Here is a 26,072-nt window from a genome sequence, read left to right on the forward strand (position 1 = left end):
GGCGGCCACCGAGCGTTTCCGCCGAAATCGCCTGTTCTCGCCAAAAGCGCTCTCTGTCAACCGAATTAGGGCCGGGCGAAATGGGGGGCGGGAAGGTGGTCGACGAGCCAGTCGGCCATCGCGTTGACGACGTCGACACCCGCCTCGAACTCGCGTGCCTCGGCCGCCAGCGCCACGCCCAGGTTGCCGGAATCCGTTGGCACGTAGCCGAATTGACGGACCAGGTAGCCGTCGTGCAGCCCCGGCCCCCAACCCCCCTTGGCGGCAATGCCTTTGGCGGCCAGGCCCCAACGCTGCCCGGCGACGAGTTGGCGCATGAGGTCGACGACGTCGGCCGCGCCCGGGATGTCGGCCAGGTGCGCGGCGAACCCGGCTTGGCCGGCCAGCGTCCACTGCGTTTGACCGAATGCGGTGAAGCCCTGCCGGATTCGCCGCGATTCGACGACGGTTGCCGTGTCGCCGCCCTCGTTGACGACGGCCTGCACCCGCCGGGCGGCGTCCGCCGCATCGCCCAGCTCAGACCACAACTGTTCCGAGGCCGCGTTGTCGGATGCGGTGATGGCCTTGACGACCGACTCGCGGGCCCGCCCGGGGTCGCGGCGCAGGGCGGCGATCGCCAGCGGCACCTTGATCGTCGACCACGCGACGCCGCGCGACCAGCGGCCCAGCGAGCACACTTCGGTCAGTTCTGAGCCGGCGATCGCGATGCCGATGGTCGCCGGGACTGCGGCGGCGAGCTCTTCGAAGCTCGCTTCCAGCTCGGGAGTCAACCTCAAACCGTGCCGCCGGTGCCGCCGACACCGCCGGTGCCGACGCCGGTCCCGCCGGCGCCTCCGGTCTGACCGGTGGCGGCCTGGCCCGCATTGCTCGTGCCGGCAGTGCCGCCGCCGCCGACGGTGCCGTTGCCGGCCGCGCCGCCGGCGCCGCCGGTGCCGCCGGTCCCGCTGTTGCCCCCGGTGTTGCCGGCGCCCGCGGCCCCGTTTGTGGTCGTGCCGGTGCCGCCGTTCCCGCCGTTGCCGCCGGTGCCGCCGCTGCCCGCGGCGCCGCCGGCGCCGCCGGCGCCGCCGTTTCCGGCCCCACCGCCGCCGGACAGGCCGCCGGAGCCACCCTGGCCGCCCCCGCCGCCGGCGCCACCGACGCTCCCAACGCCGCCGTTACCGCCGGTGCCGCCGGCGCCCGCGGTGCCGGTCGCGCCGCCTTGCAGGGTGCCGCCGTTGCCGCCGCTCCCGCCGGTTCCGCCGACGGCGCCGTTGCCGCCGGCCCCACCGGCCCCACCCGCGCCGCCAGTGCCGCCGGTGCCGCCGTTGGCGCCACCGGCTCCGGCATTGCCACCAAATCCGCCTTGCCCGCCGGCGCCTGCGTTGACGGAACCGTCGTTGCCGTTGCCGCCGGTGCCACCGTTGCCGGCGGTGCCGGTGACGCCGGCGCCCACGATGTTTCCGCCATTGCCGCCGGTTCCGCCGGCGGCGCCGTTGCCCGCGCTGACGGGCTGGCCGTCGATCGTGGTGGTGCCGTTGGTGGCGTTGCCGCCGTTGCCGCCGGTGCCGGCGGTGCTGCCGGCCGACCCGGCCGTCACGTTGCCGCCATTGCCGCCGTTGCCGCCGGCGCCGAAGCCGCCGCCGGACCCGCCGGTCCCGCCGTCACCGGCGTGGGCGACTCCGTTGGTGCCGGATTCCGAGGCGTTGCCGCCCGTACCGCCGGTGCCGCCGGGCCCACCGACAGCGCTGCCCTGGCCGCCGTCGCCGCCACGCCCGCCGGTGGCGGTGCCGTTGTTGGCGGCGTTGGTTCCGGCTCCGCCGGCTCCGCCGTTGCCGCCCTGCTGGACTTGAGTGATGGGCGGGGTAGCGGTGGTCGGGCTGCCGGGATCGCCGGTCCCGCCGTTGCCGCCGGCCGGGGTCGTGCCGTCGGGGGTGCCGGGTGTGCCCGGATTGGCCTGCGCGACCGTCGTCGGGATGGGGGTATTGACGGCGTCGGCGCCCTTGCCGCCGGCCCCGCCCTTGCCGCCGTTGCCGCCGTCGCCGCCCGCGCCCTGAGCGCCCACGTTGCCGGCGCCGCCCGGGGACCCGCCGGCGCCGGGAGCGCCGCCGGAGCTTCCCGCGCCGCCGTTGCCGCCGGCGCCGGCGGTCGGGGTGGCGTTGAAATTCGGGTTGACGGTATTGATTCCGTCGGTGCCCTTGGCGCCGGCCCCGCCGTCGTTGCCGTTGCCCCCGTCGCCGCCCTTGCCGCCGTTGCCGCCGCTGAGGCCGGCGCCGCCCCCGGTGCCGCCCTGACCGCCGGAGCCGGCAGCACCGGCGTTGCCGCCATCGCCGCCTTTGCCCGCCGGCGGGACGACGTTCGGGTTCGCACCGTTCCCGCCGCCGGCCGCGCCTGTATTTCCGTCGCCGCCCTTGCCGGCGTTGCCGCCGTTGCCGCCGAGGCCGCCGTTGCCCGCGGGCGCACCCGTGGCGCCGGCCCCACCGGTGCCGCCCTGGCCGCCGTTGCCGGCGCCCCCGCCCTGGCCGCCGGCGCCGCCCGATCCCGGGGGCGCGGTGGTGGTGCCCTGCACCCCGGTGCCGCCCTTGCCGGCGCTGCCGCCGTTCCCGCCGAGGCCGCCGCCACCGCCGAGACCGCCCTGGCCGCTCGCGCCGGCGTTGCCGCCCTGACCGCCTTGGCCGCCCTGGCCGCCCTGCCCGCCGGTGCCGCCCTGGCCGCCGTCCGGCGCGGTCGTGACCCCGCTGCCGGGGGTGACGCCGGTGCCGCCGTTGCCGGCCGCGCCGCCGGCACCGGCCGCGCCGCCCTGGCCGCCCTGCCCGCCGATGCCGCCGGCACCGCCGGCGTTGCCGCCGTCGCCGCCCTTGCCGCCGCCGGCACCCGTGCCGCCGGAGCCCCCCTGGCCGCCCGCGGGTGCCGCGGCCGTGCCCGCCACACCGCCGCCGCCTTGACCGCCCCCGCCGCCGGCGCCGCCCTGGCCGCCCTGGCCGCCGTTGCCGCCGGTTCCGCCGTTGGCGCCCGCGGCTCCGCCGTCACCGCCGCGGCCACCCGCGCCGCCCAAGACGCCGTTTCCGCCGGCCTGGCCGTCGGACGAGTTGTCGTCGGCGCCGGCCACGCCGCTGCCGCCCTGGCCGCCGGCGCCGCCGGCGGCGCCGTTTCCGCCGACGCCCTGGGCGCCCGCCGTGCCGCCGTTGGCGGCCCCACCGGCGCCGGGCGCGCCGCCGTCGCCGCCCTTGCCGCCCTGGCCGCCGACCGGGCTGTTGTTGCTGTTGTCGCCCGCATGCCCGCCGGCCCCACCCGCGGCGCCGTTACCGCCGTTGCCGCCGGTCCCACCGGTTCCGCCGGGGCCGCCAGCCTTGCCGCCGTTGCCGCCGGCACCGCCCCCGCCGCCCGGGTCGCCGCCGCCGCCGGCGGCGTTGGGCGTGTTGGTGTTGTCGGTGCCGGCGAGACCCGCGGTGCCGTTGCCGCCCTTGCCGCCGGTGCCGCCGTCGCCGCCGGCACCCGCGGCGCCCGCCTGCCCGCCGCCGCCCGGCCCGGCCGCGCCGCCGCCGGCGGGCGCGCCGCCCTGCCCGCCGTCGCCGCCACGGCCGCCGGTGTTGCCGTTGCCGCCGGCGTCGATCCCGGCGCTGCCGTTGCCGCCCTGGCCGCCCGCGCCGCCGGCGCCGCCGTTGCCGGCGACGCCGCCCGCGACCGCCGCACCGCCCTGCCCGCCGTGGCCGCCCGGGCCACCCTGGAAGCCGGGATTGCCCGGGCTGCCGGCGCCCGCCGCGGTCGGGCCGTTCGCGCCCGTGCCGCCGGTGCCCCCGGTGCCGCCGGTGCCCCCGGCGCCGATGCCGCCGGGCAGGCCGGCGCTGGTGAGCAGCCCGGCTCCGCCACCGGTCCCGCCGGCGCCGGCGGTGCCGCCGTTGCCGCCGTCGCCGCCGAGCCCCTGGCCGGCCACCATCACGTTGTTCCCGCCGTGGCCGCCCTGGCCCCCGGTGCCGCCCTGGCCGCCGAGCCCGCCGGCGCCGCCGTGGCCGAACAGCACCGGGCCGGTGCCCCCGGCGCCGCCGTGACCACCGGCCCCGCCGTTGCCGCCGGGGCCGCCCTGAACCGCGGGGTTCGTCGAGTCGACGCCGGAGGCGCCGTTGCCGCCCTGGCCGCCGGCCCCGCCGTCGCCGCCGTTCATGAACCACCCGCCGGCACCGCCGTTCCCGCCGTTTCCGCCGCTGCCCGCGGCGCCCCCGCCGGTGGCGCCGGGGCTGCCGATCCCGCCCGCTCCGCCGGCCCCGCCGGCGCCGATCAGCAGGGCGCCGTTCCCGCCGTTGCCGCCCTGGCCGCCGGTGCCGCCGCCGGTGCCGCCCTGACCGCCCGGACCGCCGGCGCCGCCGCCGCCGATCAGCCACGCGCTGTTGCCGCCGTTGCCGCCGGTCCCGCCGATGCCGCCGCCGGCGGTGCCGGTGCCGCCGATGCCGCCGGCGCCGCCCGCCCCGAACAACCAGCCGCCGTTGCCGCCGTTGCCGCCCCGGCCGCCGCCGGCGCCGCCCGGGCCGCCCACGCCGCCGCTGCCCCACAGCCCGGCCGACCCGCCGTTGCCGCCGGGCTGACCGGGTAGGCCGACCGCGCCGTTGCCGCCGTTACCGAACAGCCACCCGCCGTCGCCGCCGTTGCCGCCCGGGGTCGTCGCGTTGGCGCCGTTGCCGATGATGGGTCGCGACAAGAACGTTTGCGCGGGCGCGGCGGCCGCAGTGAGGAGCGACTGCAGCGGCGCGACGTTGGCCGCCTCGGCGGCGACGTACGATCCCGCGCTCGCGCCGAGCGCCTGGACGAACTGGCTGTGGAACGAGGCGGCCTGCGCGGCGAGGGCCTGATAGCCGCGGGCGTGTTGGGAGAACAGCGCCGCGATCGCCGCCGACACCTCGTCGCCGGCCGCGGTCATCACGGTCGTGGTCGTGGCGGCCGCCGCCGCGTTCCCGGCGGCCAACGAGTCGCCGATGCGCCCGACATCGGCGGCCACCGATGTCAACTGTTCCGGTGAGACAAGCAATTACGCCACCATCGCTGCAATCAGTAGGACCGGATCGTATCTCGGTACGCGCAGCGCATTGCGTGTTTCGGCGCTAATGGGCCGATTATCTACCGGCGAACCGGCCACACCGGATCGCCGCAGTCGACGCCCTGGGCCGATAGCTGCCGCTTGAGCACCTTGAAGGTCGCCGTCCGCGGCAGCTCCGCGCTGACCCGCACGTACGACGGCCACTGCTTGGGGCCCAGGTCGGGCTGCTCGGCCAGGAAGGCCCGGAACTTCTCGGGATCGAACTCGACGCCGGCCGCCATGACCAGCGCGGCCATCACCTGGTCGCCGACGATCGCGTCGGGCACCGCATACACCGCCACCTCGGTGGCGCCGGGGTAGCGCAGCAGCACCCGCTCGATCGGGGCGGCGCCCAGGTTTTCGCCGTCGACCCGCATCCAATCACCAAGCCGGCCAGCGAAATACGCGTAGCCGTCCTCGTCGCGGTAGGCGAGGTCGCCGCTGTGGTACATGCCACCGGCCATCCGCTCGTCCTCGGCGGCCGCGTCGTTGTAGTAGCCCTCGAACCGGCCCGGCCCGGCGGTGTTCACCAGCTCGCCGACCACCCCCGCCGGGCACGGCTGGCCGGTCTCGGGATCGACGATGGCGATCCCGTCCGGCAGCGGCCCCAGCGCGCCGGGCGGGGTGTCGGGGGTCCGGGCGATCGCCACCCCGCCCTCGGTCGAACCGAACCCGTCCTGCACGACGCAGCCGAACCTGCGGGCGAAGCGGTCGATGTCGCCGGGCACGCCCTCGTTGCCGTACACCGCCCGCAGCGGGTTGTCGGCGTCGTCGGGCCGCTCCTCGGTGGCGAGCACATACGACAGCGGCTTGCCCACGTAGTTGGCGTAGGTGGCACCGTAGCGGCGCACATCCGGCAGGAACCCGGACGCGGAGAACTTGCGCCGCAACGCCATTGAGCCCCGGCACGCCGCGGCCACCGACCACCCGACCAGCACGGCGTTGGAGTGGAACAGCGGCATCGACACGTAGCAGACGTCGTCGCGGTCGAGGCCGAAGCGCTGCGTCATCGTCGCGCCGGCGATCGCCACCTTGCCGTGGCTGCACTTGACCGCCTTGGGCTCCCCGCTGGTGCCCGACGTGAAGATCAGCATGAACAGGTCCGCCGGGGATGCGGACTGAAACTCGAGCGCGGCGTCCCGATGCGCGTCGACGTCGGCGGCCCACGCAGCGGAATCGACGTTCACATGCCCGATATCGCCCAGTGGCGCAGCCGAATTCGAGTCGGCCAGCACCAACTGGCAGTCGGCGTGGGCGATGTCGCGGGCCAGGGCATCGCCGCGGCGCACCGGGTTGAGCCCCACCGGCACGATGCCGGACATCCCGGCGGCGACCAGCATCGCCGAGAAGAACGGCGTGTTCTCCAGCAGCACGCCGACGTGCGGCGGCTTGCCGGGGTCGAGGCGCCCGCGCAGCGCCGCCGCGATCGCGGCGCCGTGCCGCAGGTGATCGCGCCAGCTGGTGAACGAGTCTTCGAAATAGACGCCCCGGTCGTCGATGTCGGCCAGCGGCACCAGCAGGTCGGTGACCGTCAGATCGGTCGGGCTAGGCAGGGGTTTCGGCAAGCTCACGGCCGATCCGGCGCAGCTGCCCGGTGGCACCGCGCAGCGCGAACTCGATTTCCTTGGCTGCCAGGAAGTAACGGTGCACGGGGTGATCGGTGTCGACGCCCACGCCGCCGTGCACGTGGACGACGGTGTGCGCCACCCGGTGCCCCGCGTCGGCGGCCCAGAACCCCGCACTGGCGACGTCGATCTCGGCGGGGATGTCCTCCGACACGCGCCAGGCCGCCTGGGTCAGCGTCAGCCGCAACCCCTTGACGTCGATATACCCGTCGGCCAGCCGCTGGCCGACCGCCTGGAAGCTGCCGATGGGGCGGTCGAATTGCTCACGGGTGCGGGCGTATTCGGCCGTCAGCTGCAGGCCACGCTCGAGCACCCCGAGCTGGAATGCGCTGCGGCCCAAGGTGAGCAGGGTGTCGAGCCAGACCGAAACGGTGCCGTCACCGACCCTGCGCGCGCCGTCCACCGTCGTCCCATCCAGCGCCAGGTGCCCGACGCTGCCCAGCCCGGTGGTCTCCAGCGCCGTCACCGTGACACCGGGGTCGTCGGCGGCGACCAGGAAAACGGCCGCGCCGGAATCGGTTTCGGCCGGAACCAGGAAGGCGTCGGCGACGGGGCCGAAGCCGACCTGGGTGCGGGTGCCGGTCAGGCGGTAGCCGTCCCCGGCGCGGGTGGCCTGCACCGGCCCCTCGCCCATCTCGCCGTCGAGCGCGACGGTGAGGATCTTCTCGCCCCGCACCGCCGGCGCGCCCCACGCCTCCTGCAGTTCCTCCGAGCCGAACCGCGCCACCGCCCCAGCGGCCAGCATCACCGACTCCAGGTAGGGCACCGCGGCCAGCTGGTGGCCCAGCGCCACCAGGATGGCGACCTGCTCGAGGACGCCGAAGCCGTCGCCGCCCAGCGCCGCCGGCGCCGCGCTGGTCAGGATGTCGGAATCGACGAGCTTGCGCCACAGCTCGCGGTCGAATCGCTGCTCGAGCTTGTCCAGCTCGCGGTGGTGCTCCGGCGTGCACACCGCGTCGACGATGGTGTCGACCAGCCCGCCGAGGTCCTGTGCGGCTTCCGTCGTGGTGAAGTCCATGAATTCTTGTCCTTATATATAGAGACGCTCTAGCGGTTGGCCCGGGGCAGCCCGAGGGCGACCATCCCGATGATGTCGCGCTGCACCTCGTTGGTGCCGCCGCCGAAGGTCAGGATCAGGCAGGCCCGGTGCATCCGCTCGACCCGGCCGCGCAGCAGCGCGCCCGGCGAGTTCTGGCGTACCGTCGCCGCGGTGCCGAGCACCTCCATCAGCAGCCGGTAGGCCTCGGTGGCCAGCTCGGTGCCGTACACCTTGGCCGCCGACGCGTCCGCCGGGTTCAACGCTTCACTGGACGCCGAGGCCAGTTCCCAGTTGATCAGCTTGAGAACCTCGGCCTTGGCGTGCACGCGGGCCAGGTTGAGCTGCACCCACTCCGAGTCGATGAGCCGGGCGCCGCCGTCGTCCTTGGTGTTCTGCGCCCATTCGCGAACCTCGCGCAGGGCCAAAAAGATCGGCTGCGCCGACACCAGGGCGACCCGCTCGTGGTTGAGCTGGTTGGTCACCAGCTTCCAGCCGCCGTTCTCCTCGCCGATCAGGTTGGTGACGGGGACTCGCACGTCGGAGTAATAGGTGGCGCTCGTGTCGACGCCGGCCATGGTGTGCACCGGTGTCCAGGAGAAGCCCTCGGCGGTGGTCGGCACGGTCAGCATCGAGATGCCGCGATGCTTCTTGGCCTCGGGGTTGGTGCGCACCGCCAGCCACACCCAGTCGGCGTAGGCGATCAGGCTGGTCCACATCTTCTGGCCGTTGATGACGTAGTCGTCACCGTCGCGGACGGCGGTGGTGCGCAGGTTGGCCAGGTCGGTGCCGGCGCCGGGCTCGGAGTAGCCGATCGAGAAGTGCAGCTCCCCGGCGGCGATCTTGGGCAGGAAGAACTTCTTCTGCTCGTCGGTGCCGAAGGCCATGATCGTCGGCGCCACACTGTTGATCGTCAAAAACGGCACCGGCACACCGGCGATGGCCGCCTCGTCGGTGAAGATCAGCGAGTCCATCGGCGAGCGGTCCTGGCCGCCGTATTCCTTGGGCCAGTTCAGGGTGAGCCAGCCGTCCTTACCCATTTGCGCGACGGTGTCGCGATACGCGGTCCCGGTGCCGACCTCGCCGCCCCCTGAAGAGGTCAGCGCCTCGCGGCGCTCGGGGGTCATGAGCTCGGTGAAGTACGAACGCAGCTCGCGACGCAGCTCCTCCTGTTCAGGGGTGTAACTGATGCGCATTCCAAGCCGCCCTTCGGTTCAGCGTTCGGCGACCAAAAGCCACCCGTTCGTCTTCCCGGTTGTAACACGTTCTAGTCTGGGAATCCAGCGACCGTTTCCCCTGACGCATCGGGGCCCTATGGTGTACCTAGTTTTAGCTAAGTGCTGATGGGGCGTGTGCTCAGGTCCTAGGCCAGGCTCGAGGAGGGTGCCGTGCGGGTGATCGTCGACCGTGACCGGTGTGAAGGTAACGCGGTGTGCTTGGGAATCGCACCGGACATCTTCGACCTGGACGATGAGGACTACGCCGTCGTGAAGACCGATCCGATTCCCGCCGACCGGGAGCAGCTGGCCGAGCAGGCGATCGCCGAGTGCCCGCGCGCGGCCCTCCTGCGCGAAGACTGACCCAGACTAGAGGTATTCATAAATTGACTAGCAGCACAAACGCGACCGATCTATCCGGAAAGGTCGCGGTGGTCACCGGTGCGGCCGCGGGCCTGGGCCGCGCCGAGGCGCTCGGCTTAGCCCGGCTCGGCGCAACGGTCGTCGTCAACGACATCGCCGGGGCGCTGGACGCCTCCGACGTCCTCGACGAGATCAACGCGACCGGTTCCAAGGCCGTCGCGGTGGCCGGCGACATCAGCCAACGCTCGACGGCCGACGAACTGGTCGGCACCGCCGACGGCCTGGGCGGGCTCGACATCGTGGTCAACAACGCCGGGATCACCCGCGACCGGATGCTGTTCAACATGTCGGACGAGGAATGGGACCTCGTCATCGCCGTGCACCTGCGCGGGCATTTTCTGCTCACGCGCAACGCGGCCACCTATTGGCGCGCCAAGGCCAAGGACTCCGGCGGCACGGTCTTCGGCCGGATCGTCAACACCGCGTCGGAAGCCGGCCTGGTGGGGCCGGTGGGGCAGGCCAACTACGGCGCCGCCAAGGCGGGCATCATTTCGCTGACCCTCACGGCCGCCCGGGCGCTGGGCCGCTACGGCGTGTGCGCCAACGCGATCTGTCCGCGGGCACGCACGGCGATGACGGCCGACGTGTTCGGAGCGGCGCCGGAGGTCGAGCCCGGTGGCATCGACCCGCTCTCGCCCGAGCACGTGGTGAACCTGGTCAAGTTCCTGGCGTCGCCGGCCGCCGCGGAGGTCAACGGCCAGGTGTTCATCGTTTATGGCCGGCAGGTGACGCTGGTTGCGGCGCCGACGGCCGAGCACCGGTTCGAGGCCGACGGGCCCGCGTGGGAGCCCGGCCAGCTCAGCGGCGCGCTGCAGAAATACTTTGCTGGGCGCGATCCGGAGCGGAATTTTTCCGCCGTCGGCCTGATGGAGCAATGACCGTGTAAACGCACTTTATGGGGGGGAATCGGCGAGTAGAACTTGTGTCAGATTAATGCGGTAGCAATAGCTCTGACCTGGCCAAATTAACGGTTCGGATACAGAAATGCTGTTCATTGACACCGTGAGATTCTTCTGGGTTAATATGATCCGGCTCACACCGAGCCGCATGCGAACGAAGACACGTCATAGGCGATACATAGGCTTCGCCGCGAGCAGCGAAGGGGGGTGGCCGCGCTGATACAACAGCTTGCGGTTCCCGCCCGCGCCGTCGGCGGGTTCTTCGAAATGATGATCGAGACCGGCCGTGCGAGTTTCCGACGGCCGTTCCAATTCGGTGAGTTCCTCGAACAGACGTGGATGATCGCGCGCGTATCGCTGGTGCCGACGCTGTTAGTGTCCATCCCGTTCACCGTGCTGGTGGCCTTCACCCTCAACATCCTGCTGCGCGAAATCGGGGCCGCCGACTTGTCCGGCGCCGGAACGGCATTCGGCACCATCACCCAGCTGGGCCCGGTGGTGACCGTGCTCGTGGTGGCCGGCGCCGGCGCCACCGCGATCTGCGCCGACCTGGGCGCCCGCACCATCCGCGAAGAGATCGACGCGATGCGGGTGCTGGGCATCGACCCGATCCAGCGGCTGGTGGTGCCGCGGGTGCTGGCCTCCACGGTGGTCGCGCTGTTGCTCAACGGGTTGGTATGCGCCATCGGCCTGTCCGGTGGCTATGTGTTCTCCGTGTTCCTGCAGGGCGTCAACCCGGGCGCGTTCATCAACGGGCTGACCGTGCTCACCGGGCTGCGCGAGCTCGTGCTCGCCGAAGTCAAGGCGCTGCTGTTCGGCGTGATGGCCGGGCTGGTCGGGTGTTACCGCGGCCTGACGGTCAAGGGCGGACCCAAGGGCGTCGGGAACGCCGTCAACGAAACCGTCGTCTACGCGTTCATCTGCCTGTTCGTCATCAACGTGGTCATGACCGCCATCGGCGTGCGGATTTCGGCCAAGTGAGCGGGCCATGAGCTACGACCTCACCTACCGGCTGCGCAACCTGGCGGCGAGGCTGCAGGGACCGGTGGACGACTTCGGCGACCAGGCGCTGTTCTACGGCGAGACGCTGCGCTACGTCCCCAACGCGCTCACCCGGTACCGCAAGGAGACGATCCGCAACATCGCCGAGATGACGCTGGGCGCGGGGGCGCTGGTGATGATCGGCGGCACGGTCGGGGTCGCGGCCTTTTTGACGCTGGCCTCCGGCGGCGTCATCGCCGTGCAGGGCTACTCGTCGCTGGGCAACATCGGCATCGAGGCGCTGACCGGCTTCCTGTCGGCATTCCTCAACGTCCGCGTCGTCGCGCCGGTGATCGCGGGCATCGCGCTGGCGGCCACCATCGGCGCCGGCGCCACCGCCCAACTGGGGGCCATGCGGGTGTCGGAGGAGATCGACGCCGTCGAGTGCATGGCGGTGCACTCGGTGTCCTACCTGGTGTCCACCCGGCTGATCGCCGGGCTGATCGCGATCATTCCGCTGTATTCGCTGTCGGTGCTCGCCGCGTTCTTCGCCGCCCGGTTCACCACGGTGTACATCAACGGGCAGTCCAAGGGCCTCTACGACCACTACTTCAACACGTTCCTCATACCCTCGGACCTGTTGTGGTCATTCCTGCAGGCCATCGTGATGTCCATCGCGGTCATGCTGGTCCACACCTATTACGGCTACAACGCCCACGGTGGTCCGATCGGCGTCGGCATCGCGGTCGGCCAGGCCGTGCGGACGTCGCTGATCGTCGTGGTCGTCATCACCCTGTTCATCTCGCTGGCCGTCTACGGCGCGTCCGGTAACTTCAACCTCTCCGGATAAAGGGGCGCGCAAAGAAACATGGCAGACGGAGGAACCCGACGCACATCTGCTCGGCTGGCAGCGGCGCTGCTGGCCAGTTTGTTGGTCGCCTTCGCCGTCGTGACCTACCTCTCCTACACAGCGGCTTTCGCCTCGACCGACGCCGTCACCGTCTCGGCCCCGCGGGCGGGGCTGGTGATGGACAAGGGCGCCAAGGTCAAATACCGCGGCATCCAGATCGGCAAGGTCACCGGCATCGACTACTCGGGCGACCAGGCGCGGCTCACGCTGGCCATCAACAGCGACCAGATGCACTTCGTCCCGTCCAACGCGACGGTGCGCATCGCGGGCAATACCATCTTCGGTGCCAAGTCGGTGGAATTCATTCCGCCCCAGGCGCCCTCGCCGACGGCGCTGCGTCCCGACGCGCACGTGGCGGCCTCCTCGGTGCAGCTGGAGGTCAACACCCTGTTCCAGTCGCTGATCGACCTGCTGCACAAGGTCGATCCGGTCGAGTTGAACGGGACGCTGAGCGCGCTGGCCGAAGGCCTGCGTGGCCACGGCGACGACTTCGGCTCGCTGCTGTCGGGACTGAATACGCTGGCGCGCCAAGCGAACCCGAAGCTGCCCGCCCTGCAGGAGGACTTCCGCAAGGCCGGGATCGTCACCGACACCTACGCCGACGCCGCCCCCGACCTCAACACCATCTTCGACAATCTGCCCACGATCAACAAGACGGTGGTCGACCAACAGAACAACCTCAACGACACGTTGCTCGCGACGATCGGCCTGTCCAACAACGCCTATGAGACGTTGGAGCCGGCGGAGCAGAACTTCATCGACGCCATCAACCGGTTGCGGGCCCCGATCAAGGTGGCCCACGACTATTCGCCGGAATTCGGCTGCCTGTTCGCGGGCATCGAGCGCGGCATCCGGGAGTACGCCCCGATTCTCGGCGTGCGCAAGGCGGGTCTGTTCACGTCGTCGAACTTCGTCCTCGGGGCGCCGTCGTACACCTATCCGGAGAGCTTGCCGATCGTCAACGCCTCCGGCGGCCCGAACTGCCGTGGGTTGCCCGACATCCCGACCAAGCAGAGCGGCGGGTCGTTCTACCGCGCGCCGTTCCTGGTCACCGACAACGCCAACGTCCCGTACGAGCCGTTCACCGAAGTCCAGGTCGACGCGCCCTCGACGCTGCAGTTCTTGTTCCACGGCGCCTTCGCGGAACGGGACGACTTCTGATGGCGGCCGCGGGCATGCCGTCGCACCGGTCGATGGTGATCAAGGTCAGCATCTTCACGGTGGTCATGCTGCTCGTGGCGTCGGGCCTGGTGATCGTTTTCGGTGACTTCCGGTTCGGGGCCGAAAACACGTACCACGCAACGTTTATCGACGCGTCGCGGTTGAAGGCGGGCCAGAAGGTCCGCATCGCCGGCGTGCCGGTCGGCGCGGTCTCCGGCATCAAACTCAACCCGGACAACACCATCGACGTGAAGTTCGGCGTCGACCGGCGCTACACGCTGTACTCGTCGACGCGGGCGGTGGTCCGGTACGAAAACCTGGTCGGTGACCGCTTTTTGGAGATCACGTCGGGCCCGGGGGAACTGCGTAAGCTGCCGGCGGGCGGAACGATCAATTCCCAGCACACCCAGCCCGCGCTGGATCTCGACGCGCTGCTGGGCGGGTTGCGCCCGCTGGTCAAGGGGCTGGACGCCGACAAGGTCAACACGATCAGCAGCGCGGTCATCCAGTTGCTGCAGGGCCAGGGGGGAGCGTTGTCCAACGTGCTGGCCGACACCAGCGCCTTCTCGTCGGCGCTGGGTCAGCGCGACCAGCTCATCGGGGACACCATCACCAACCTCAACACGGTGCTGGGCACCGTCGACCAGAAGAGCGCGCAGTTCTCGGTCAGCGTCGACCAGCTGCAGCAGCTGATCACCGGGCTGGCCCAGAACAAGGACGCGATCGCCGGCGCCATCCCCCCGCTGGCGTCCACGACCACGGACTTGACTGAGCTGCTGAAGAATTCGCGCCGACCGCTACAGGGCGTCCTGGAGAACACCCGGCCGCTGGCCACCGAGCTGGACAACCGCAAGGCCGAGGTGAACAACGACGTCGAGCAACTGGGCGAGGACTATTTGCGGCTGGCCGCGCTCGGTGCCTACGGGTCGTTCTTCAACATCTACTTCTGCTCGGTGACGATCAAGATCAACGGGCCGGCCGGCAGCGACATCCTGATACCCATGGGTGGCCAGGTCGATCCGAGCAAGGGGAGGTGCTCGTTTGTCAAATGACACGGAGGTGCAGAAGCCGCCGAGGCGCGAGCGCGACCCGCTGCGCACCGGCATCTTCGGCGTGGTGCTGGTGATCTGCGTCGTGCTCATCGCGTTCGGGTACGCGGGGCTGCCGTTCTGGCCGCAGGGAAAGACCTACGACGCGTACTTCACCGATGCCGGCGGCATCACGCCCGGCAACGCGGTTTACGTGTCGGGCTTCAAGGTCGGCAAGGTAGCCTCCGTCGGCCTGGCCGGCGACAGCGCCAAGGTGACCTTCAGCGTGGACCGGCACGTGACCGTCGGCGATCAGTCGCTGGCCGCGATCCGCACCGACACCATCCTCGGCGAACGCTCCATCGCGGTGACCCCGGGCGGCAACGGCAAGGCGACCACCATCCCGCTGAACCGGACCACCACCCCGTACACGCTGGCCGGTGCCCTCGAGGATCTGGGCAACAACGCGAACAACCTCGACAAGCCGCGGTTCGAGCAGGCGCTGAACGTGCTCACCGACACGCTGCACGACGCCACGCCCGAACTGCGCGGCGCGCTGGACGGGGTGACGTCGCTGTCGCGCACGCTGAACCGGCGTGACGAGGCGCTGCAGGGCCTGCTGGCGCACGCGAAGTCGGTCACCGCGGTGCTGTCGCAGCGCGCCAACCAGGTCAACAAGCTCGTGGACGACGGCAACGAGTTGTTCGCCGCGCTCGACGAGCGGCGCGCCGCCCTCGGTCAGCTGATCGCGGGCATCGATGGGCTGTCGCAACAGATTTCGGGCTTCGTCGCCGACAACCGCAAAGAGTTCGGCCCCGCGCTGAAAAAGCTGAACCTGGTGCTGGCCAACCTCAACGAGCGCCACGAATACATCACCGAGGCGCTCAAGCGCCTGCCCACCTACGCCACCGAGCTGGGCGAGGTGGTCGGCTCCGGGCCCGGATTCAACGTGAACGTCTACGGCGTGATTCCCGCGCCGCTGCTCGCCACGATGTTCGACTTCTTCTACCAGCCGGGCAAGCTGCCGGCCAGCCTGTCCGACTACCTGCGCGGGCTCATTCAGGAACGCTGGATCATCAGGCCGAAGTCGCCATGACGAATCGGATCGCCGGCAGCCGGGGGCTGCGCTACACCGTCATCATCGCGCTGGTCGCGATGGTGGTGGGGGGCGTGTATGTGCTGACGGCGCAAGGCAACAACCGCACCGTCATCGGCTACTTCGCGTCCGCCGTCGGCCTGTATCCGGGCGACCAGGTCCGCATCCTCGGGGTGCCGGTGGGTTCGATCGACACGATCGAACCGCGCCCGACCGACGTCAAGATCGTCATGTCGGTGTCCAAGGACGTCAAGATTCCGAAGGACGCCCGAGCCGTCATCATCTCGCCGAACCTGGTGTCGGCGCGGTTCATTCAGCTCACCCCGGCCTACACCGGCGGGGCCGCGCTGCCCGACGGCGGCAGCATCGACCTGGCCCGCACGGCGGTCCCGGTGGAATGGGACGAGGTGAAGGAGGCCCTGACCCAACTGGCCGTCCAGCTGGGCCCCACGACCGGCTCGATGCAGGGCCCGCTGGGCTCGGTGATCAACCAGGCCGCCGACACGCTCGACGGCAAGGGCCAGTCGTTCCACAGCGCGCTGCGTGAGCTCTCGCAAGTGGCTGGGCGGCTGGGGGATTCGCGCAGCGACCTGTTCGGCACGGTCAAGAACCTGCAGGTGCTGGTGGACGCGCTGTCGTCGAGCAACGAGCAGATCGTGCAGTTCGCCGGCAACGTCGCGTCGGTGTCACAGGTGCTCGCCGACAGCTCGCGGCACCTGGACAACACGCTGGGCACCCTCAATCAGGCCCTCTCGGACATCCGCGGCTTCCTGCACGAGAACAACTCGACGATCATCGACACCGTCAACAACCTCAACGACTTCGCGCAGACGTTGAGCGACCAGAGCGACAACATCGAGCAGGTGCTGCACGTGGCCGGCCCCGGCATCGCCAACTTCTACAACATCTACGACCCGGCGCAGGGGGCGCTGACCGGATTGTTGTCGATCCCCGAGTTCGCCAACCCGGTGCAGTTCATCTGCGGTGGGTCCTTCGAGACGCAAGCTGGACCGAGGGCGCCCGACTACTACCGGCGCGCCGAGATCTGCCGTGAGCGGCTGGGGCCGGTGCTGCGCCGGCTCAGCGCGAACTACCCGCCGATCATGTTCCACCCGCTCAACACGATCACCGCCTACAAGGGCCAGATCATCTACGACACCCCCGAGACCCAGGCCAAGGCGGCCACCCCGATTCCGCAGCTGACCTGGGTACCGGCGAAGGGTGTCCAAACGCCGCCGACCGCACAGAATCCCGCGGACCTGCAGGCCCTGCTGGTCCCGACCGCGCCGCAGACCGGGCCGGCGCCGGGCCCGTCGCCCACCGGCGCGCGCCCCGGCACCGCGCCGGGTCCCGGGCCCGGGAACGCGTTCGGTCCGCTGCCGGGCCCCCCGCCCAACCAGGCGCCCAGCGCCCCGGCGGCCGACCTGGGTGGTGGCGGATGAGGCGAATCTGGTTGCGCGGCACCGTGTTGGCGTCCGGCGGCGTTCTGCTGGCCGGTTGCCAATTCAACGGGCTGAACTCGCTGTCGATGCCGGGTACCGCCGGCCACGGCAGCGGCGCGTATTCGATCACCGTCGACATGCCCGATGTGGCGACGCTGCCGCAGAACTCGCCGGTCATGGTCGACGACGTGACCGTCGGCAGCGTCTCGGGCATCGAAGCGGTGCAGCGGGCCGACGGATCCTTCTATGCCGCAGTCAAGTTGGCGCTGAACAAGAACGTGGTGTTGCCGGCCAACACCACCGCGACGGTGGCCCAGACGTCCTTGCTGGGCTCGATGCACATCGACCTGGCGGCGCCTAAGGACAAGCCGGCGACCGGCCGGCTCAAGGACGGATCGAAGATCGCCGAGTCCAACACGGGCCGCTATCCCACCACCGAAGAGGTGCTTTCGGCGCTGGGCGTGGTGGTCAACAAGGGCAATCTCGGTGCCCTGGAAGAGATCACCGACGAGACCTATCAGGCCTTCGCCGGCCGCCAGGACCAGTTCGTCGGCCTGATCCCCCGACTGGAGGAGCTGACCGCGGGCCTCAACCGGCAGGTCAACGACATCATCAGCGCGGTCGACGGGTTGAACCGGTTCTCGGCGAGCCTGGCGCGCGACAAGGAGAACCTGGGCCGGGCGCTGGACACGCTGCCCGAGGCGATCCGGGTGCTCAACAAGAACCGCGGACACATCGTCGACGCGTTCGCCGCGCTGAAGAGGCTGGCGACCGTGACCTCCCACGTGCTGGCCAAGACCAAGGTCGACTTCGCCGAGGACGTCAAGGGCTTGTACTCGGTCGTCAAGGAACTCAACGACAACCGGAAGAACTTCGTCACCTCGCTGCAGCTGCTGCTGACCTTCCCGTTCCCCAACTTCGGCATCAAGCAGTCCGTGCGTGGCGACTACCTCAACGTGTTCACCACGTTCGACCTCACCCTGCGCCGCATCGGCGAGACGTTCTTCACCACGTCCTTCCTGGACCCGAACATGGCCCACATGAGCGAGATCCTCAACCCGCCCGACTTTTTGACCGGCGAGCTGGCCAACCTGTCCGGGCAGGCCGCCGACCCGTTCAAGATTCCACCCGGCACGGCTTCGGGCTCGCAGGGGCAGTAGGGGGCGGCGCCGATGATCGACAAACTGACCAGGGTCCAGCTGGGGATCTTCGCGGTGATCACCGTGATCACACTCAGCGTGATGGCCGTGTTCTACCTGCGGCTGCCCGCCACGTTCGGGATCGGAACGTACGGTGTCAGCGCGGATTTCGTCGCCGGCGGCGGCCTGTACAAGAACGCCAACGTCACCTACCGCGGTGTCGCGGTCGGCCGGGTGGAGTCGGTGGGGCTGAGCCCCAACGGCGTCATCGCCGAGATGCGGCTCAACAGCGGCACCCCCATCCCGTCGAACGTCACCGCCACCGTGAAGAGCGTGTCGGCGGTCGGCGAGCAGTACATCGACCTGGTGCCGCCGGGCAACCCGGCAACGACCAAGCTGCACAACGGCTCTCGCATCGACCGGCAGAACACCCGGATCGGCCAGGAGGTCGCCGAGCTGTTGAAGCGGGCGGAGACGCTGGTCAACAGCCTCGGCGACACCCGGTTGCGCGAGTTGCTGCACGAGACGTTCATGGCCGCCAACGGTTCGGGTCCCGAGCTGGCCCGGCTCATCGAGTCCGCGCGGTTGCTGGTGGACGAGGCCAATGCCAACTACCCGCAGGTCTCACAGCTGATCGACCAGGCGGGCCCGTTCCTGCAATCCCAGATTCGCGCCGGCGCCGACATCAAGTCGCTCTCAGATGGGTTGGCGCGGTTCACCTCCGAGGTGCACCAGGCCGACCCGCAACTGCGGCAGACGCTGGCCACCGCACCGGGCGCGACGGACGAGGCCAGCACCGCGTTCTCCGGCATCCGCCCGTCGTTCCCGGCGCTGGCCGCCAGCCTCGCCAACCTGGGCCGCGTCGGCGTCATCTATCACAAGTCGATCGAGCAGCTGCTGGTCGTCTTTCCGGCGCTGTTCGCCGCGATCACCACGATCGCGAACGGCACCCCGCAGGACGAGGGCGCCAAGCTCGACTTCAAGCTTGACCTCAACGACCCGCCGCCGTGCGCCGTCGGCTTCATCCCACCACCGTTGATGCGCACGCCGGCCGACGAGACGATCCGCGAGCTGCCAAAGGACCTGTACTGCAAGGTCGCCCAGAACGATCCCAGTACCGTGCGCGGCGCCCGCAACTATCCCTGCCAGGAATTCCCCGGCAAACGGGCGCCGACGATCCAGCTGTGCCGTGACCCGAAGGGCTTCGTCCCGGTTGGCCGCAACCCCTGGCGCGGCCCGCCGGTCCCGTACGACACGCCGATGACCAACGGGCTGAACGTGTTGCCGCCCAACAAGTTCCCCTACATCCCGCCGGACGCCGAACCCGATCCGGGCATCGCGATCGCCGGTCCGCCGCCGCCCGGCGTGGCGCCGGGGCCCGGGCCGCTGCCCAACCACCAGCCCGCGTTCTCCCCGCCGCCGCCGAACGACAACGGGCCGCCGCCGCCGTTCACGTCGTGGCAGCCGCCGGGCGTGCCGCCGGTGCCGCCCCAGATTCCGTTCCCCAAGTGGCTGCCGCCGCCGGCCCCGCCGGTGGGGATCAACCCGCCGCCGGCGGGCCCGGGCCCGGAGAAGCCGTGGGGGCCGCCGCCGCCCGGTTCGCAGCCGCAGGCCAGCGGCCCGGCCTACACCACCTATGACGAACGCACCGGCGCCTTTGTGGACCCGGCGGGCGGCACTGGTATTTTCGCGGCCGGCGCAACCGGCACGTCCAGCGCCGAGAACTGGGTGGATCTGATGCTTGATCCAAGGCCTCTTTGATTGGCGATGCGGTGACGACTGAACAAACGACGACCCGGCGCGTCCGCCGGCGGGCATCCCGGGCGGCGGGCCCGGCCAAGACCGAGTCGACCGCGGCCGCTCCGGTCGCCGTCGAGGCGTCGTCGGCGCCCACGGCGCCGGCCGCCAAACCCGGCACGTCCGCCAAGGCGCTCAAGGGAGTCAAACCGCCGCCCCGGCGGCGGCCGAACGGGCGGCTGGTGGTGTGGGTCTCGTCGGCCGCGGCGCTGTTGGCGGTGGGCGCGCTGACCGCCTGCGTCGTCGCGCTGTTCCTCCAGCAGCGCCACGCCGAGGCGCAACAGGCGCGCGATCAACGTTTCGTCGACACCGCCACCCAGACCGTGGTCAACATGTTCAGCTACAAGCAGGACAACATCGACGAGAGCGTGAACCGGTTCTTCAACGGCACCAGCGGCCCGCTGCGCGGGATGCTGGGCGCCAACAACAACATCGAGAACCTCAAGGGCCTGTTCCGTTCCACCAATGCCACCTCGGAGGCCGTCGTCAACGGCGCCGCTCTGGAGGGCGTCGATGCGGTCACCGACAACGCGTCGGTGCTGGTGTCGGTGCGGGTCACGGTCGCCGACATCGACGGGACCAACAAGCCGTCCATGCCGTACCGGTTGCGCGTCATCGTGCACGAGGACGAACAGGGGCGGATGACCGGCTATGACCTGAAATATCCCGACGGGGGTAACTAGTGCGGCGGTTGCTGACCACCGTCGCGGGCGCTCTTTTGGTGCTGGCGTTCGTCGGCTTGTCCGCCGTCGCCGGCTGGCTGTACTGGGCGCGGGTGCAGACGCGCGGCGAGGCGGCGGCGCGGGCGGTGTTGCCCGGGTTGGCCGCCAAGGAGATACCCGAGGTCTTCGCCTACGACTACCAGACCGTCGAGCGCAGCCTGTCGGCCGCCTACCCGCTGCTGACGCCCGCCTATCGCCAGGAGTTCCAGAAGAGCGCCAACACGCAGATCATCCCGGAGGCCAAGAAGCGTGAGGTGGTCGTCCAGGCGAATGTCGTTGGCGTGGGCGTCATGTCGGCCAAGCGCACGTCGGCGTCGGTGATGGTCTACATGAACCGCACCGTGACCGACAAGTCACGCCAGCCGCTCTACGACGGCAGCCGGTTGCGGGTCGACTTCACCAAGATCGGCAAGCAGTGGCTGATCGCCTACATCACGCCGATCTGACGAACCCGCTCACCAGCACGCGGCAATCAGGTTGCACTGCATGGGATAACGCTGAATGGGGCTGGGTGGCGGCCCGGACGGCTGCAGCGAGAACGGCTGCTTCTTCATGTCCGACGGCAGCCCGCAGACGGGACCGTGCAGGGTGGTGTGGGTGCCGGTCAGGGTTTCGTCACTGAACGCGTAGGTCTCGGTCGTCGGTGCGGTGCCGCCGCCCGGGCACGAAACGCCGTTCGCGTTGTCGACCTTCAGGGTCCACAGCATCGAAGACATTCGCGCCCTGCTGGAAAAGTTTTGTGCCTTGTCGGCGGCCGAGATCTTTTCCGGCGTCGAACTCACCACGTTGAGGGCGCAGCTCATCGCGAAGACGATCGGGTCCGAATAGTCGTTCATGTTCCGGGTTCCCGACGGCTGGTCGCACAGCGCCGTGATCGTCCAGGTGACCCCGGATACGCCGGCCTCGTTGAAGGTGTAGGTGCCATCCGGGGGCGGGCCGATCGCCTTCGCCGGATCGCCCGACGTCAGCGCGATTCCCAATGCAACGGCCGAACAGATGCCGGCACCAGCGGCCAGCCCACGCCGGAGCTTCATGACGCCCCCTTCCGCGTTCGACGCCGCATCTGAGTATCACAGCGTTTCGGTCGCGACACCATGGGTTACTTGGCTTCGTGCGGATGCGACTCGGCGAGGGCGTCGAGGAACGAGCGCGCCCAGCGGTCGACGTCGTGGGCGAGCACCTGGCGGCGCAGCGAGCGCATCCTGCGCCGCCCCTCCTCGTCCGACTGGTTGAGCGCCGCCTCGATCGCGTCCTTGACCCCTTCGAGGTCGTGCGGGTTGACCAGGTACGCCTGCCGCAGTTCGGCGGCGGCGCCGGTGAATTCGGACAGGACCAGCGCGCCGCCGAGATCGCTGCGGCAGGCGACGTACTCCTTGGCGACCAGGTTCATCCCGTCGCGCAGCGGAGTCACCAGCATGACGTCACCGGCCACGAAGAACGCGATGAGTTCGTCGCGGGGCACGGGGCGATGCAGGTAGTGCACCACCGGATGGCCGACCTCGGCGTATTCGCCGTTGATGTGGCCGACCTGGCGCTCGATGTCGTTGCGCAGGATCTGGTAGCTCTCCACCCGTTCGCGGCTCGGCGTGGCCAGCTGCACCAGCACGGTGTCGTCGCGTTTGGCGCGGCCCTCGGCCAGCAGCTCGGAGAAGGCCTTCAGGCGAACGTCGATGCCCTTGGTGTAGTCGAGCCGGTCGACGCCGAGCAGGATCTTGCGGGGGTTGCCCAGCTCGGCGCGCAGCTCTCGCGCGCGGCGCCGGACGTCGCGGTGGCGGGCCTTGGCGTCAAGGTCGGCCGAGTCGATGGAAATGGGAAACGCGCCCACCCGAACGGTGCGGGACTCGAGTTCCACCTCGCCGTAGCGCGACCGCACCCCGACCGAGCCCCGGGAGGTGTTGACGCCGATCAACCGCCGCGACAGGAACAGAAAGTTCTGCGCGCCGCCGGCCAGGTGGAAGCCCACCAGATCGGCGCCGAGCAGCCCCTCGATGATCTCGGTGCGCCACGGCATCTGCATGAACAGCTCCACCGGCGGGAACGGGATGTGCAAAAAGAAGCCGATGGTCAGGTCGGGGCGCAGCTCGCGCAGCATCGCCGGCACCAGTTGCAGCTGGTAGTCCTGCACCCACACCGTCGCGTCGCGGGCGGCCGCGCGGGACGTGGCCTCGGCGAAGCGGCGGTTGACGTCGACGTAGCGGTCCCACCATTCGCGGTGGTAGATGGGCTTGACGATGACGTCGTGGTACAGGGGCCACAGCGTGGCGTTGGAGAATCCCTCGTAGTACTGGGCGACGTCCTCGGTGGTCAGCCGCAGCGGATGCAGGTGCAGGTCGTCCTGCACGACGGGCTCGTAGTCGAGGTCGTCGTCGTCATCGGCGACGCCGGGCCAGCCGACCCAGGCCCCGCGCCGGCGGCGCAACAGCGGCTCCAGCGCCGTGACCAGGCCCCCGGGGCTGCGCTTCCAGGTCGTCGTGCCGTCGGGAAGCCACTCGAGGTCGACGGGCAGCCGATTGGCAACCACGACGAAGTCGGAGTTGCCGAAGCCGCCCTGAGAAGCCATTTAGGCGTCGTGCTTTGCCGGCCCAATACCGAGCATGGACAGGAAAACCCGGCACTCGTCGGCGTCGTTCGCATACGCGGCGACGACCCGCCTCGCCTGGCGTGCGGTGCTGTCGGCCAGCGGCTCCACGTCGCCGATTTCGCCTGGATCAGATTTCGTAGGCATGACATAACTGTAGGCGAAGGGCGTGACCCGAGGGCGACCCGCTTACAGACTGGCCGTAATGTGTAAACAACGCGGATCTGAGAAGAAGGTGGGCGGAATGACACTCTCCGACCAAGCCGGCACCCAGGCCGGCGCCGGCGGGACCGACGCCGAGGCGCTGGTGACGTACGAAACCCTCGACGAGGGCCGCATCGCGCGGATCTGGCTCAACCGGCCCGACGCCCACAACGCGCAGAGCCGCGGCCTGCTCGTCCAGCTCGACGAGGCGTTCCTGCGCGCCGAGGCCGACGACGCCGTGCGCGTGGTGATCCTGGCGGCGCGGGGCCGCAACTTCTCCGCGGGCCACGACCTGGGCTCGGAGCTGGCGATCGCCGAACGCAGCCAGCTGCCGAGCTTCCGCATCAACGGCGGCACCCGCGACCCGATCGCGGAGAAGATCTACCTGCAGGAGTGGCACTACTTCTTCCAGAACACCTGCCGCTGGCGCGACTTGCGCAAGATCACCATCGCCCAGGTGCAGGGCAATGCGATCTCGGCGGGCCTGATGCTGATCTGGGCGTGCGACCTGATCGTCGCCGCCGACAATGCCAAGTTCAGCGACGTGGTCGCCGTGCGGTTGGGCATGCCGGGCGTCGAATATTACGCGCACCCTTGGGAATTCGGCCCGCGCAAGGCCAAGGAGCTGCTGCTGACCGGCGACGCGCTGGACGCCGACGAGGCCTACCGGCTCGGCATGGTGTCCAAGGTGTTCCCGGTCGACGAGCTGGAGGACAAGACGCTGGAGTTCGCGCGGCGCATCGCCGACCGGCCCACGATGGCGGCGCTGCTCGTCAAGGACTCGGTCAACGCCGCCTCCGACGCGATGGGCTTCACCGAGGCGCTGCGGCACGCGTTCCACATCCACGAGCTCGGGCATGCGCACTGGGCGGCCCACAACGAGAACAGGTACGCGGTCGGCCTGCCGCCCGACGTGGAGGACTGGCGCGACGCCAAGCCCACGCAGGTGGCCCGTCGCGATACGCCGTAGCGCGCGCGAACAGCCATAGACCTGCGGGGCGGGTGTATCGCTCGCCTATGCTAGAACCCGTTTCAGTTTCTCCCGTGAAGGGGCGCGGCGTGCAGCTTTCATTCGACAACCGGACGTACTTGGTGACCGGTGGCGGCAGCGGAATCGGCAAGGGGGTCGCCGCGGGGCTGGTCGCGGCCGGCGCCTCGGTCATGATCGTCGGCCGCAACCCCGATCGGCTGGCGGCCGCCGCCAAGGACATCGAGGTGCTCAAGGCCGCCGGCTCGATCCGCTACGAGCCCGCCGACATCACCAACGAGGACGAGGCCGCCCGCGCGGTGGACGCCGCGACGGCGTGGCACGGCCGGCTGCACGGCGCGGTGCATTGCGCGGGCGGGTCGGAGACGATCGGGCCCATCACCCAGATCGACTCGGAGGCCTGGCGGCGCACCGTCGACCTCAACGTCAACGGCACCATGTACGTGCTCAAGCACGCCGCGCGGGAAATGGTGCGCGGCGGCGGCGGTTCGTTCGTCGGGATCTCGTCGATCGCGGCCAGCAACACCCACCGCTGGTTCGGCGCCTACGGGGTCACCAAGTCGGCCGTCGACCACATGATGCAGCTGGCCGCCGACGAACTCGGACCGTCGTGGGTGCGCGTCAACAGCGTCCGTCCGGGCCTGATCCGCACGGATCTCGTTGTGCCCATTACGGAGTCGCCGGAGTTGAGCGCGGACTACCGCCAGTGCACGCCACTGCCGCGCGCGGGGGAGGTCGAGGACGTGGCCAACCTGGCGATGTTCTTGCTCAGCGACGCGGCCAGCTGGATCACCGGGCAGTGCATCAACGTCGACGGCGGCCACCTCCTGCGGCGCGGCCCGGACTTCTCCGCGATGCTGGAACCCGCGTTCGGCGCCGAGGGGCTACGCGGAGTGGTCTGAGCTTCCCGCGTCGCGGGCGGCGAGCTCGGCCAGCGCCGACCAGTCCAGCTGTCCGCCGCCGGTCGCCACCAGCGTGAGCAGCCGGTCGCGCAGCACGCTGGCCACCGGCAGCGGCACTTGCAGCTGCTCGGCGGCCGCGAGCACCAGCCGGACGTCCTTGAGTCCCAGGCTCGCCGCGAACCCGGCCGGCTCGAACTCCCGGCGCGCGATCAGCCGGCCGTAGGTCGCATACGCCGGCGCGGTGAACAACGTCGAGGTGAGAATGTCGACGTACTGCTGGCGGTCGACGCCGGCCTTCGCGACCAGCGCGACGGCCTCGCCGACGCTCTCGATGGCCGAGGCGAGCAGGAAGTTGCCACTCAGCTTCACCAGGTTGGCGGTGTGCGGCTGGTCGGACACCACAAAGGTCCGTTGCCCGATCACGTCGAACAGCGCGGACAGCGGCGCCAAGACCTCCGGGGCGCCCGCCGCGATCACGAAAAGCTTTGCGGCAGCGGCCGCTTCGGGTCTGCCGAACACCGGTGCGGCGGCATACCGCTGGCCGGCGTCGGCGTGCGCGGCGGCCAGCCGCTGCGAGAGCGCGACGCTGATGGTGCTCGACGACACGTGCGTGGCGCCGTCCGGCAGCGACGCCTGCACGCCGCCGTCACCGAACGTCACCGCCTCGACGGCCGCGTCGTCGGCGAGCATCGTGAACACCACCTCGGCGTGGCTCGCCTCGGCGACGGTGCGCGCCGCGGTCGCGCCCTGCTCGACGAGGGCCTCGGCCTTGTCGGGGGAGCGGTTATATACGGCGACGCGGTGCCCGGCCTTGATCAGGTTCGCGGCCATGCCCCGGCCCATGTTTCCCAGGCCGATGAATCCGATGTCCATGCCATAC

General features: G+C 70.5%; 23 protein-coding genes. 14 read left to right on the top strand and 9 right to left on the bottom strand.

The window, feature by feature from the left end:
• Positions 1-65: 65 nt before the first annotated feature.
• The 5 genes from AC5Y4Z_RS08515 to AC5Y4Z_RS08535 all read right to left on the bottom strand — a co-directional run bounded on the left by AC5Y4Z_RS08515 (position 66) and on the right by AC5Y4Z_RS08535 (position 8,901).
• Positions 66-776, bottom strand: coding sequence for a serine hydrolase (locus AC5Y4Z_RS08515; RefSeq protein WP_499962566.1), 711 nt, complete (start codon positions 774-776; stop codon positions 66-68).
• Complete coding sequence (locus AC5Y4Z_RS08520; RefSeq protein WP_499962568.1) at positions 773-4,996, bottom strand: PE family protein; 4,224 nt, start codon at positions 4,994-4,996, stop codon at positions 773-775. Before AC5Y4Z_RS08520 ends, AC5Y4Z_RS08515 begins: the two co-directional genes overlap by 4 nt.
• Positions 4,997-5,085: 89 nt before the next feature.
• Positions 5,086-6,597, bottom strand: coding sequence for a long-chain-fatty-acid--CoA ligase FadD17 (gene fadD17 / locus AC5Y4Z_RS08525; protein ID WP_499963294.1), 1,512 nt, complete (start codon positions 6,595-6,597; stop codon positions 5,086-5,088).
• Positions 6,590-7,687, bottom strand: coding sequence for an acyl-CoA dehydrogenase family protein (locus AC5Y4Z_RS08530; protein ID WP_499962570.1), 1,098 nt, complete (start codon positions 7,685-7,687; stop codon positions 6,590-6,592). The genes fadD17 and AC5Y4Z_RS08530 overlap by 8 nt, the downstream gene beginning before the upstream one ends.
• A 29-nt stretch (positions 7,688-7,716) precedes the next feature.
• On the bottom strand, positions 7,717-8,901 hold the full coding sequence (locus AC5Y4Z_RS08535) for an acyl-CoA dehydrogenase (protein WP_499962572.1): 1,185 nt from the start codon (positions 8,899-8,901) through the stop codon (positions 7,717-7,719).
• A 192-nt stretch (positions 8,902-9,093) separates the two neighbouring features.
• On the opposite strand from AC5Y4Z_RS08535, the gene AC5Y4Z_RS08540 reads away from it, so the two are divergent.
• The 12 genes from AC5Y4Z_RS08540 (at position 9,094) to AC5Y4Z_RS08595 (ending at position 20,966) form a co-directional block, all read left to right on the top strand.
• Positions 9,094-9,285 carry a ferredoxin gene (locus AC5Y4Z_RS08540; RefSeq protein WP_499962574.1) on the top strand — a complete coding sequence of 64 codons (192 nt, stop codon included), beginning with the start codon at positions 9,094-9,096 and terminating at the stop codon, positions 9,283-9,285.
• Positions 9,286-9,308: 23 nt separating this feature from the next.
• The gene (locus AC5Y4Z_RS08545) at positions 9,309-10,223 is read left to right on the top strand and encodes a 3-oxoacyl-ACP reductase (protein ID WP_499962576.1); all 915 of its coding nucleotides are present in this window, start codon (positions 9,309-9,311) and stop codon (positions 10,221-10,223) included.
• Positions 10,224-10,460: 237 nt separating this feature from the next.
• Positions 10,461-11,225, top strand: a complete 765-nt coding sequence (locus AC5Y4Z_RS08550; protein WP_499963296.1) for an MlaE family ABC transporter permease — start codon at positions 10,461-10,463, stop codon at positions 11,223-11,225.
• A 7-nt stretch (positions 11,226-11,232) separates the two neighbouring features.
• On the top strand, positions 11,233-12,075 hold the full coding sequence (locus AC5Y4Z_RS08555) for an MlaE family ABC transporter permease (RefSeq protein WP_499962578.1): 843 nt from the start codon (positions 11,233-11,235) through the stop codon (positions 12,073-12,075).
• 18 nt (positions 12,076-12,093) lie between these two features.
• Entirely contained in the window at positions 12,094-13,296 is a 1,203-nt protein-coding gene (locus AC5Y4Z_RS08560) for an MCE family protein (RefSeq protein WP_499962580.1), read from the top strand.
• Positions 13,296-14,348, top strand: a complete 1,053-nt coding sequence (locus tag AC5Y4Z_RS08565) for an MCE family protein (RefSeq protein WP_499962583.1) — start codon at positions 13,296-13,298, stop codon at positions 14,346-14,348. The genes AC5Y4Z_RS08560 and AC5Y4Z_RS08565 overlap by 1 nt, the downstream gene beginning before the upstream one ends.
• 7 nt (positions 14,349-14,355) lie before the next feature.
• Complete coding sequence (locus AC5Y4Z_RS08570) at positions 14,356-15,420, top strand: virulence factor Mce family protein (RefSeq protein ID WP_499963298.1); 1,065 nt, start codon at positions 14,356-14,358, stop codon at positions 15,418-15,420.
• Positions 15,417-16,862, top strand: a complete 1,446-nt coding sequence (locus tag AC5Y4Z_RS08575) for a virulence factor Mce family protein (protein WP_499962585.1) — start codon at positions 15,417-15,419, stop codon at positions 16,860-16,862. The genes AC5Y4Z_RS08570 and AC5Y4Z_RS08575 overlap by 4 nt, the downstream gene beginning before the upstream one ends.
• Positions 16,859-18,022: a virulence factor Mce family protein gene (locus tag AC5Y4Z_RS08580; protein ID WP_499962587.1), complete on the top strand. Its 1,164-nt coding sequence runs from the start codon at positions 16,859-16,861 to the stop codon at positions 18,020-18,022. Before AC5Y4Z_RS08575 ends, AC5Y4Z_RS08580 begins: the two co-directional genes overlap by 4 nt.
• A 12-nt stretch (positions 18,023-18,034) precedes the next feature.
• A complete protein-coding gene (locus AC5Y4Z_RS08585) occupies positions 18,035-19,762 on the top strand; it encodes a virulence factor Mce family protein (RefSeq protein ID WP_499962589.1) in 1,728 nt (575 codons plus the stop codon).
• Positions 19,762-20,481: an Rv1363c family protein gene (locus tag AC5Y4Z_RS08590; RefSeq protein ID WP_499963300.1), complete on the top strand. Its 720-nt coding sequence runs from the start codon at positions 19,762-19,764 to the stop codon at positions 20,479-20,481. Before AC5Y4Z_RS08585 ends, AC5Y4Z_RS08590 begins: the two co-directional genes overlap by 1 nt.
• Positions 20,481-20,966 carry a mammalian cell entry protein gene (locus tag AC5Y4Z_RS08595; protein ID WP_499962591.1) on the top strand — a complete coding sequence of 162 codons (486 nt, stop codon included), beginning with the start codon at positions 20,481-20,483 and terminating at the stop codon, positions 20,964-20,966. Before AC5Y4Z_RS08590 ends, AC5Y4Z_RS08595 begins: the two co-directional genes overlap by 1 nt.
• A gap of 9 nt (positions 20,967-20,975) precedes the next feature.
• Here the strand turns inward: AC5Y4Z_RS08595 and AC5Y4Z_RS08600 are convergent, their stop codons facing one another.
• The 3 genes from AC5Y4Z_RS08600 to AC5Y4Z_RS08610 form a co-directional block, all read right to left on the bottom strand.
• On the bottom strand, positions 20,976-21,554 hold the full coding sequence (locus AC5Y4Z_RS08600; protein ID WP_499962593.1) for a hypothetical protein: 579 nt from the start codon (positions 21,552-21,554) through the stop codon (positions 20,976-20,978).
• 65 nt (positions 21,555-21,619) lie between these two features.
• Complete coding sequence (locus tag AC5Y4Z_RS08605) at positions 21,620-23,080, bottom strand: alpha,alpha-trehalose-phosphate synthase (UDP-forming) (protein WP_499962595.1); 1,461 nt, start codon at positions 23,078-23,080, stop codon at positions 21,620-21,622.
• Positions 23,081-23,245 carry a hypothetical protein gene (locus AC5Y4Z_RS08610; protein ID WP_499962596.1) on the bottom strand — a complete coding sequence of 55 codons (165 nt, stop codon included), beginning with the start codon at positions 23,243-23,245 and terminating at the stop codon, positions 23,081-23,083.
• Between the two features lie 97 nt (positions 23,246-23,342).
• Here AC5Y4Z_RS08610 and AC5Y4Z_RS08615 point away from each other — a divergent pair, with 97 nt between their 5' ends.
• The gene (locus AC5Y4Z_RS08615) at positions 23,343-24,272 is read left to right on the top strand and encodes an enoyl-CoA hydratase (RefSeq protein WP_499962598.1); all 930 of its coding nucleotides are present in this window, start codon (positions 23,343-23,345) and stop codon (positions 24,270-24,272) included.
• A gap of 89 nt (positions 24,273-24,361) precedes the next feature.
• On the top strand, positions 24,362-25,192 hold the full coding sequence (locus tag AC5Y4Z_RS08620) for an SDR family oxidoreductase (protein ID WP_499962601.1): 831 nt from the start codon (positions 24,362-24,364) through the stop codon (positions 25,190-25,192).
• On the opposite strand, the gene AC5Y4Z_RS08625 is transcribed toward AC5Y4Z_RS08620, so the two are convergent.
• Entirely contained in the window at positions 25,175-26,065 is an 891-nt protein-coding gene (locus AC5Y4Z_RS08625) for an NAD(P)-dependent oxidoreductase (protein ID WP_499962603.1), read from the bottom strand. The two genes, AC5Y4Z_RS08620 and AC5Y4Z_RS08625, sit on opposite strands and share 18 nt — an antisense overlap.
• Positions 26,066-26,072 lie beyond the last annotated feature (7 nt).

This window comes from Mycobacterium sp. NGS63, from assembly GCF_059812295.1.

Coding starts and splice junctions, on each gene's coding strand:
- AC5Y4Z_RS08530 (WP_499962570.1), bottom strand. CDS start 7,687: ATGGACTTCACCACGACGGAAGCCGCACAGGACCTCGGCGGGCTGGTC.
- AC5Y4Z_RS08535 (WP_499962572.1), bottom strand. CDS start 8,901: ATGCGCATCAGTTACACCCCTGAACAGGAGGAGCTGCGTCGCGAGCTG.
- AC5Y4Z_RS08555 (WP_499962578.1), top strand. CDS start 11,233: ATGAGCTACGACCTCACCTACCGGCTGCGCAACCTGGCGGCGAGGCTG.
- AC5Y4Z_RS08560 (WP_499962580.1), top strand. CDS start 12,094: ATGGCAGACGGAGGAACCCGACGCACATCTGCTCGGCTGGCAGCGGCG.
- AC5Y4Z_RS08565 (WP_499962583.1), top strand. CDS start 13,296: ATGGCGGCCGCGGGCATGCCGTCGCACCGGTCGATGGTGATCAAGGTC.
- AC5Y4Z_RS08575 (WP_499962585.1), top strand. CDS start 15,417: ATGACGAATCGGATCGCCGGCAGCCGGGGGCTGCGCTACACCGTCATC.
- AC5Y4Z_RS08580 (WP_499962587.1), top strand. CDS start 16,859: ATGAGGCGAATCTGGTTGCGCGGCACCGTGTTGGCGTCCGGCGGCGTT.
- AC5Y4Z_RS08585 (WP_499962589.1), top strand. CDS start 18,035: ATGATCGACAAACTGACCAGGGTCCAGCTGGGGATCTTCGCGGTGATC.
- AC5Y4Z_RS08600 (WP_499962593.1), bottom strand. CDS start 21,554: ATGAAGCTCCGGCGTGGGCTGGCCGCTGGTGCCGGCATCTGTTCGGCC.
- AC5Y4Z_RS08605 (WP_499962595.1), bottom strand. CDS start 23,080: ATGGCTTCTCAGGGCGGCTTCGGCAACTCCGACTTCGTCGTGGTTGCC.
- AC5Y4Z_RS08610 (WP_499962596.1), bottom strand. CDS start 23,245: ATGCCTACGAAATCTGATCCAGGCGAAATCGGCGACGTGGAGCCGCTG.
- AC5Y4Z_RS08615 (WP_499962598.1), top strand. CDS start 23,343: ATGACACTCTCCGACCAAGCCGGCACCCAGGCCGGCGCCGGCGGGACC.
- AC5Y4Z_RS08625 (WP_499962603.1), bottom strand. CDS start 26,065: ATGGACATCGGATTCATCGGCCTGGGAAACATGGGCCGGGGCATGGCC.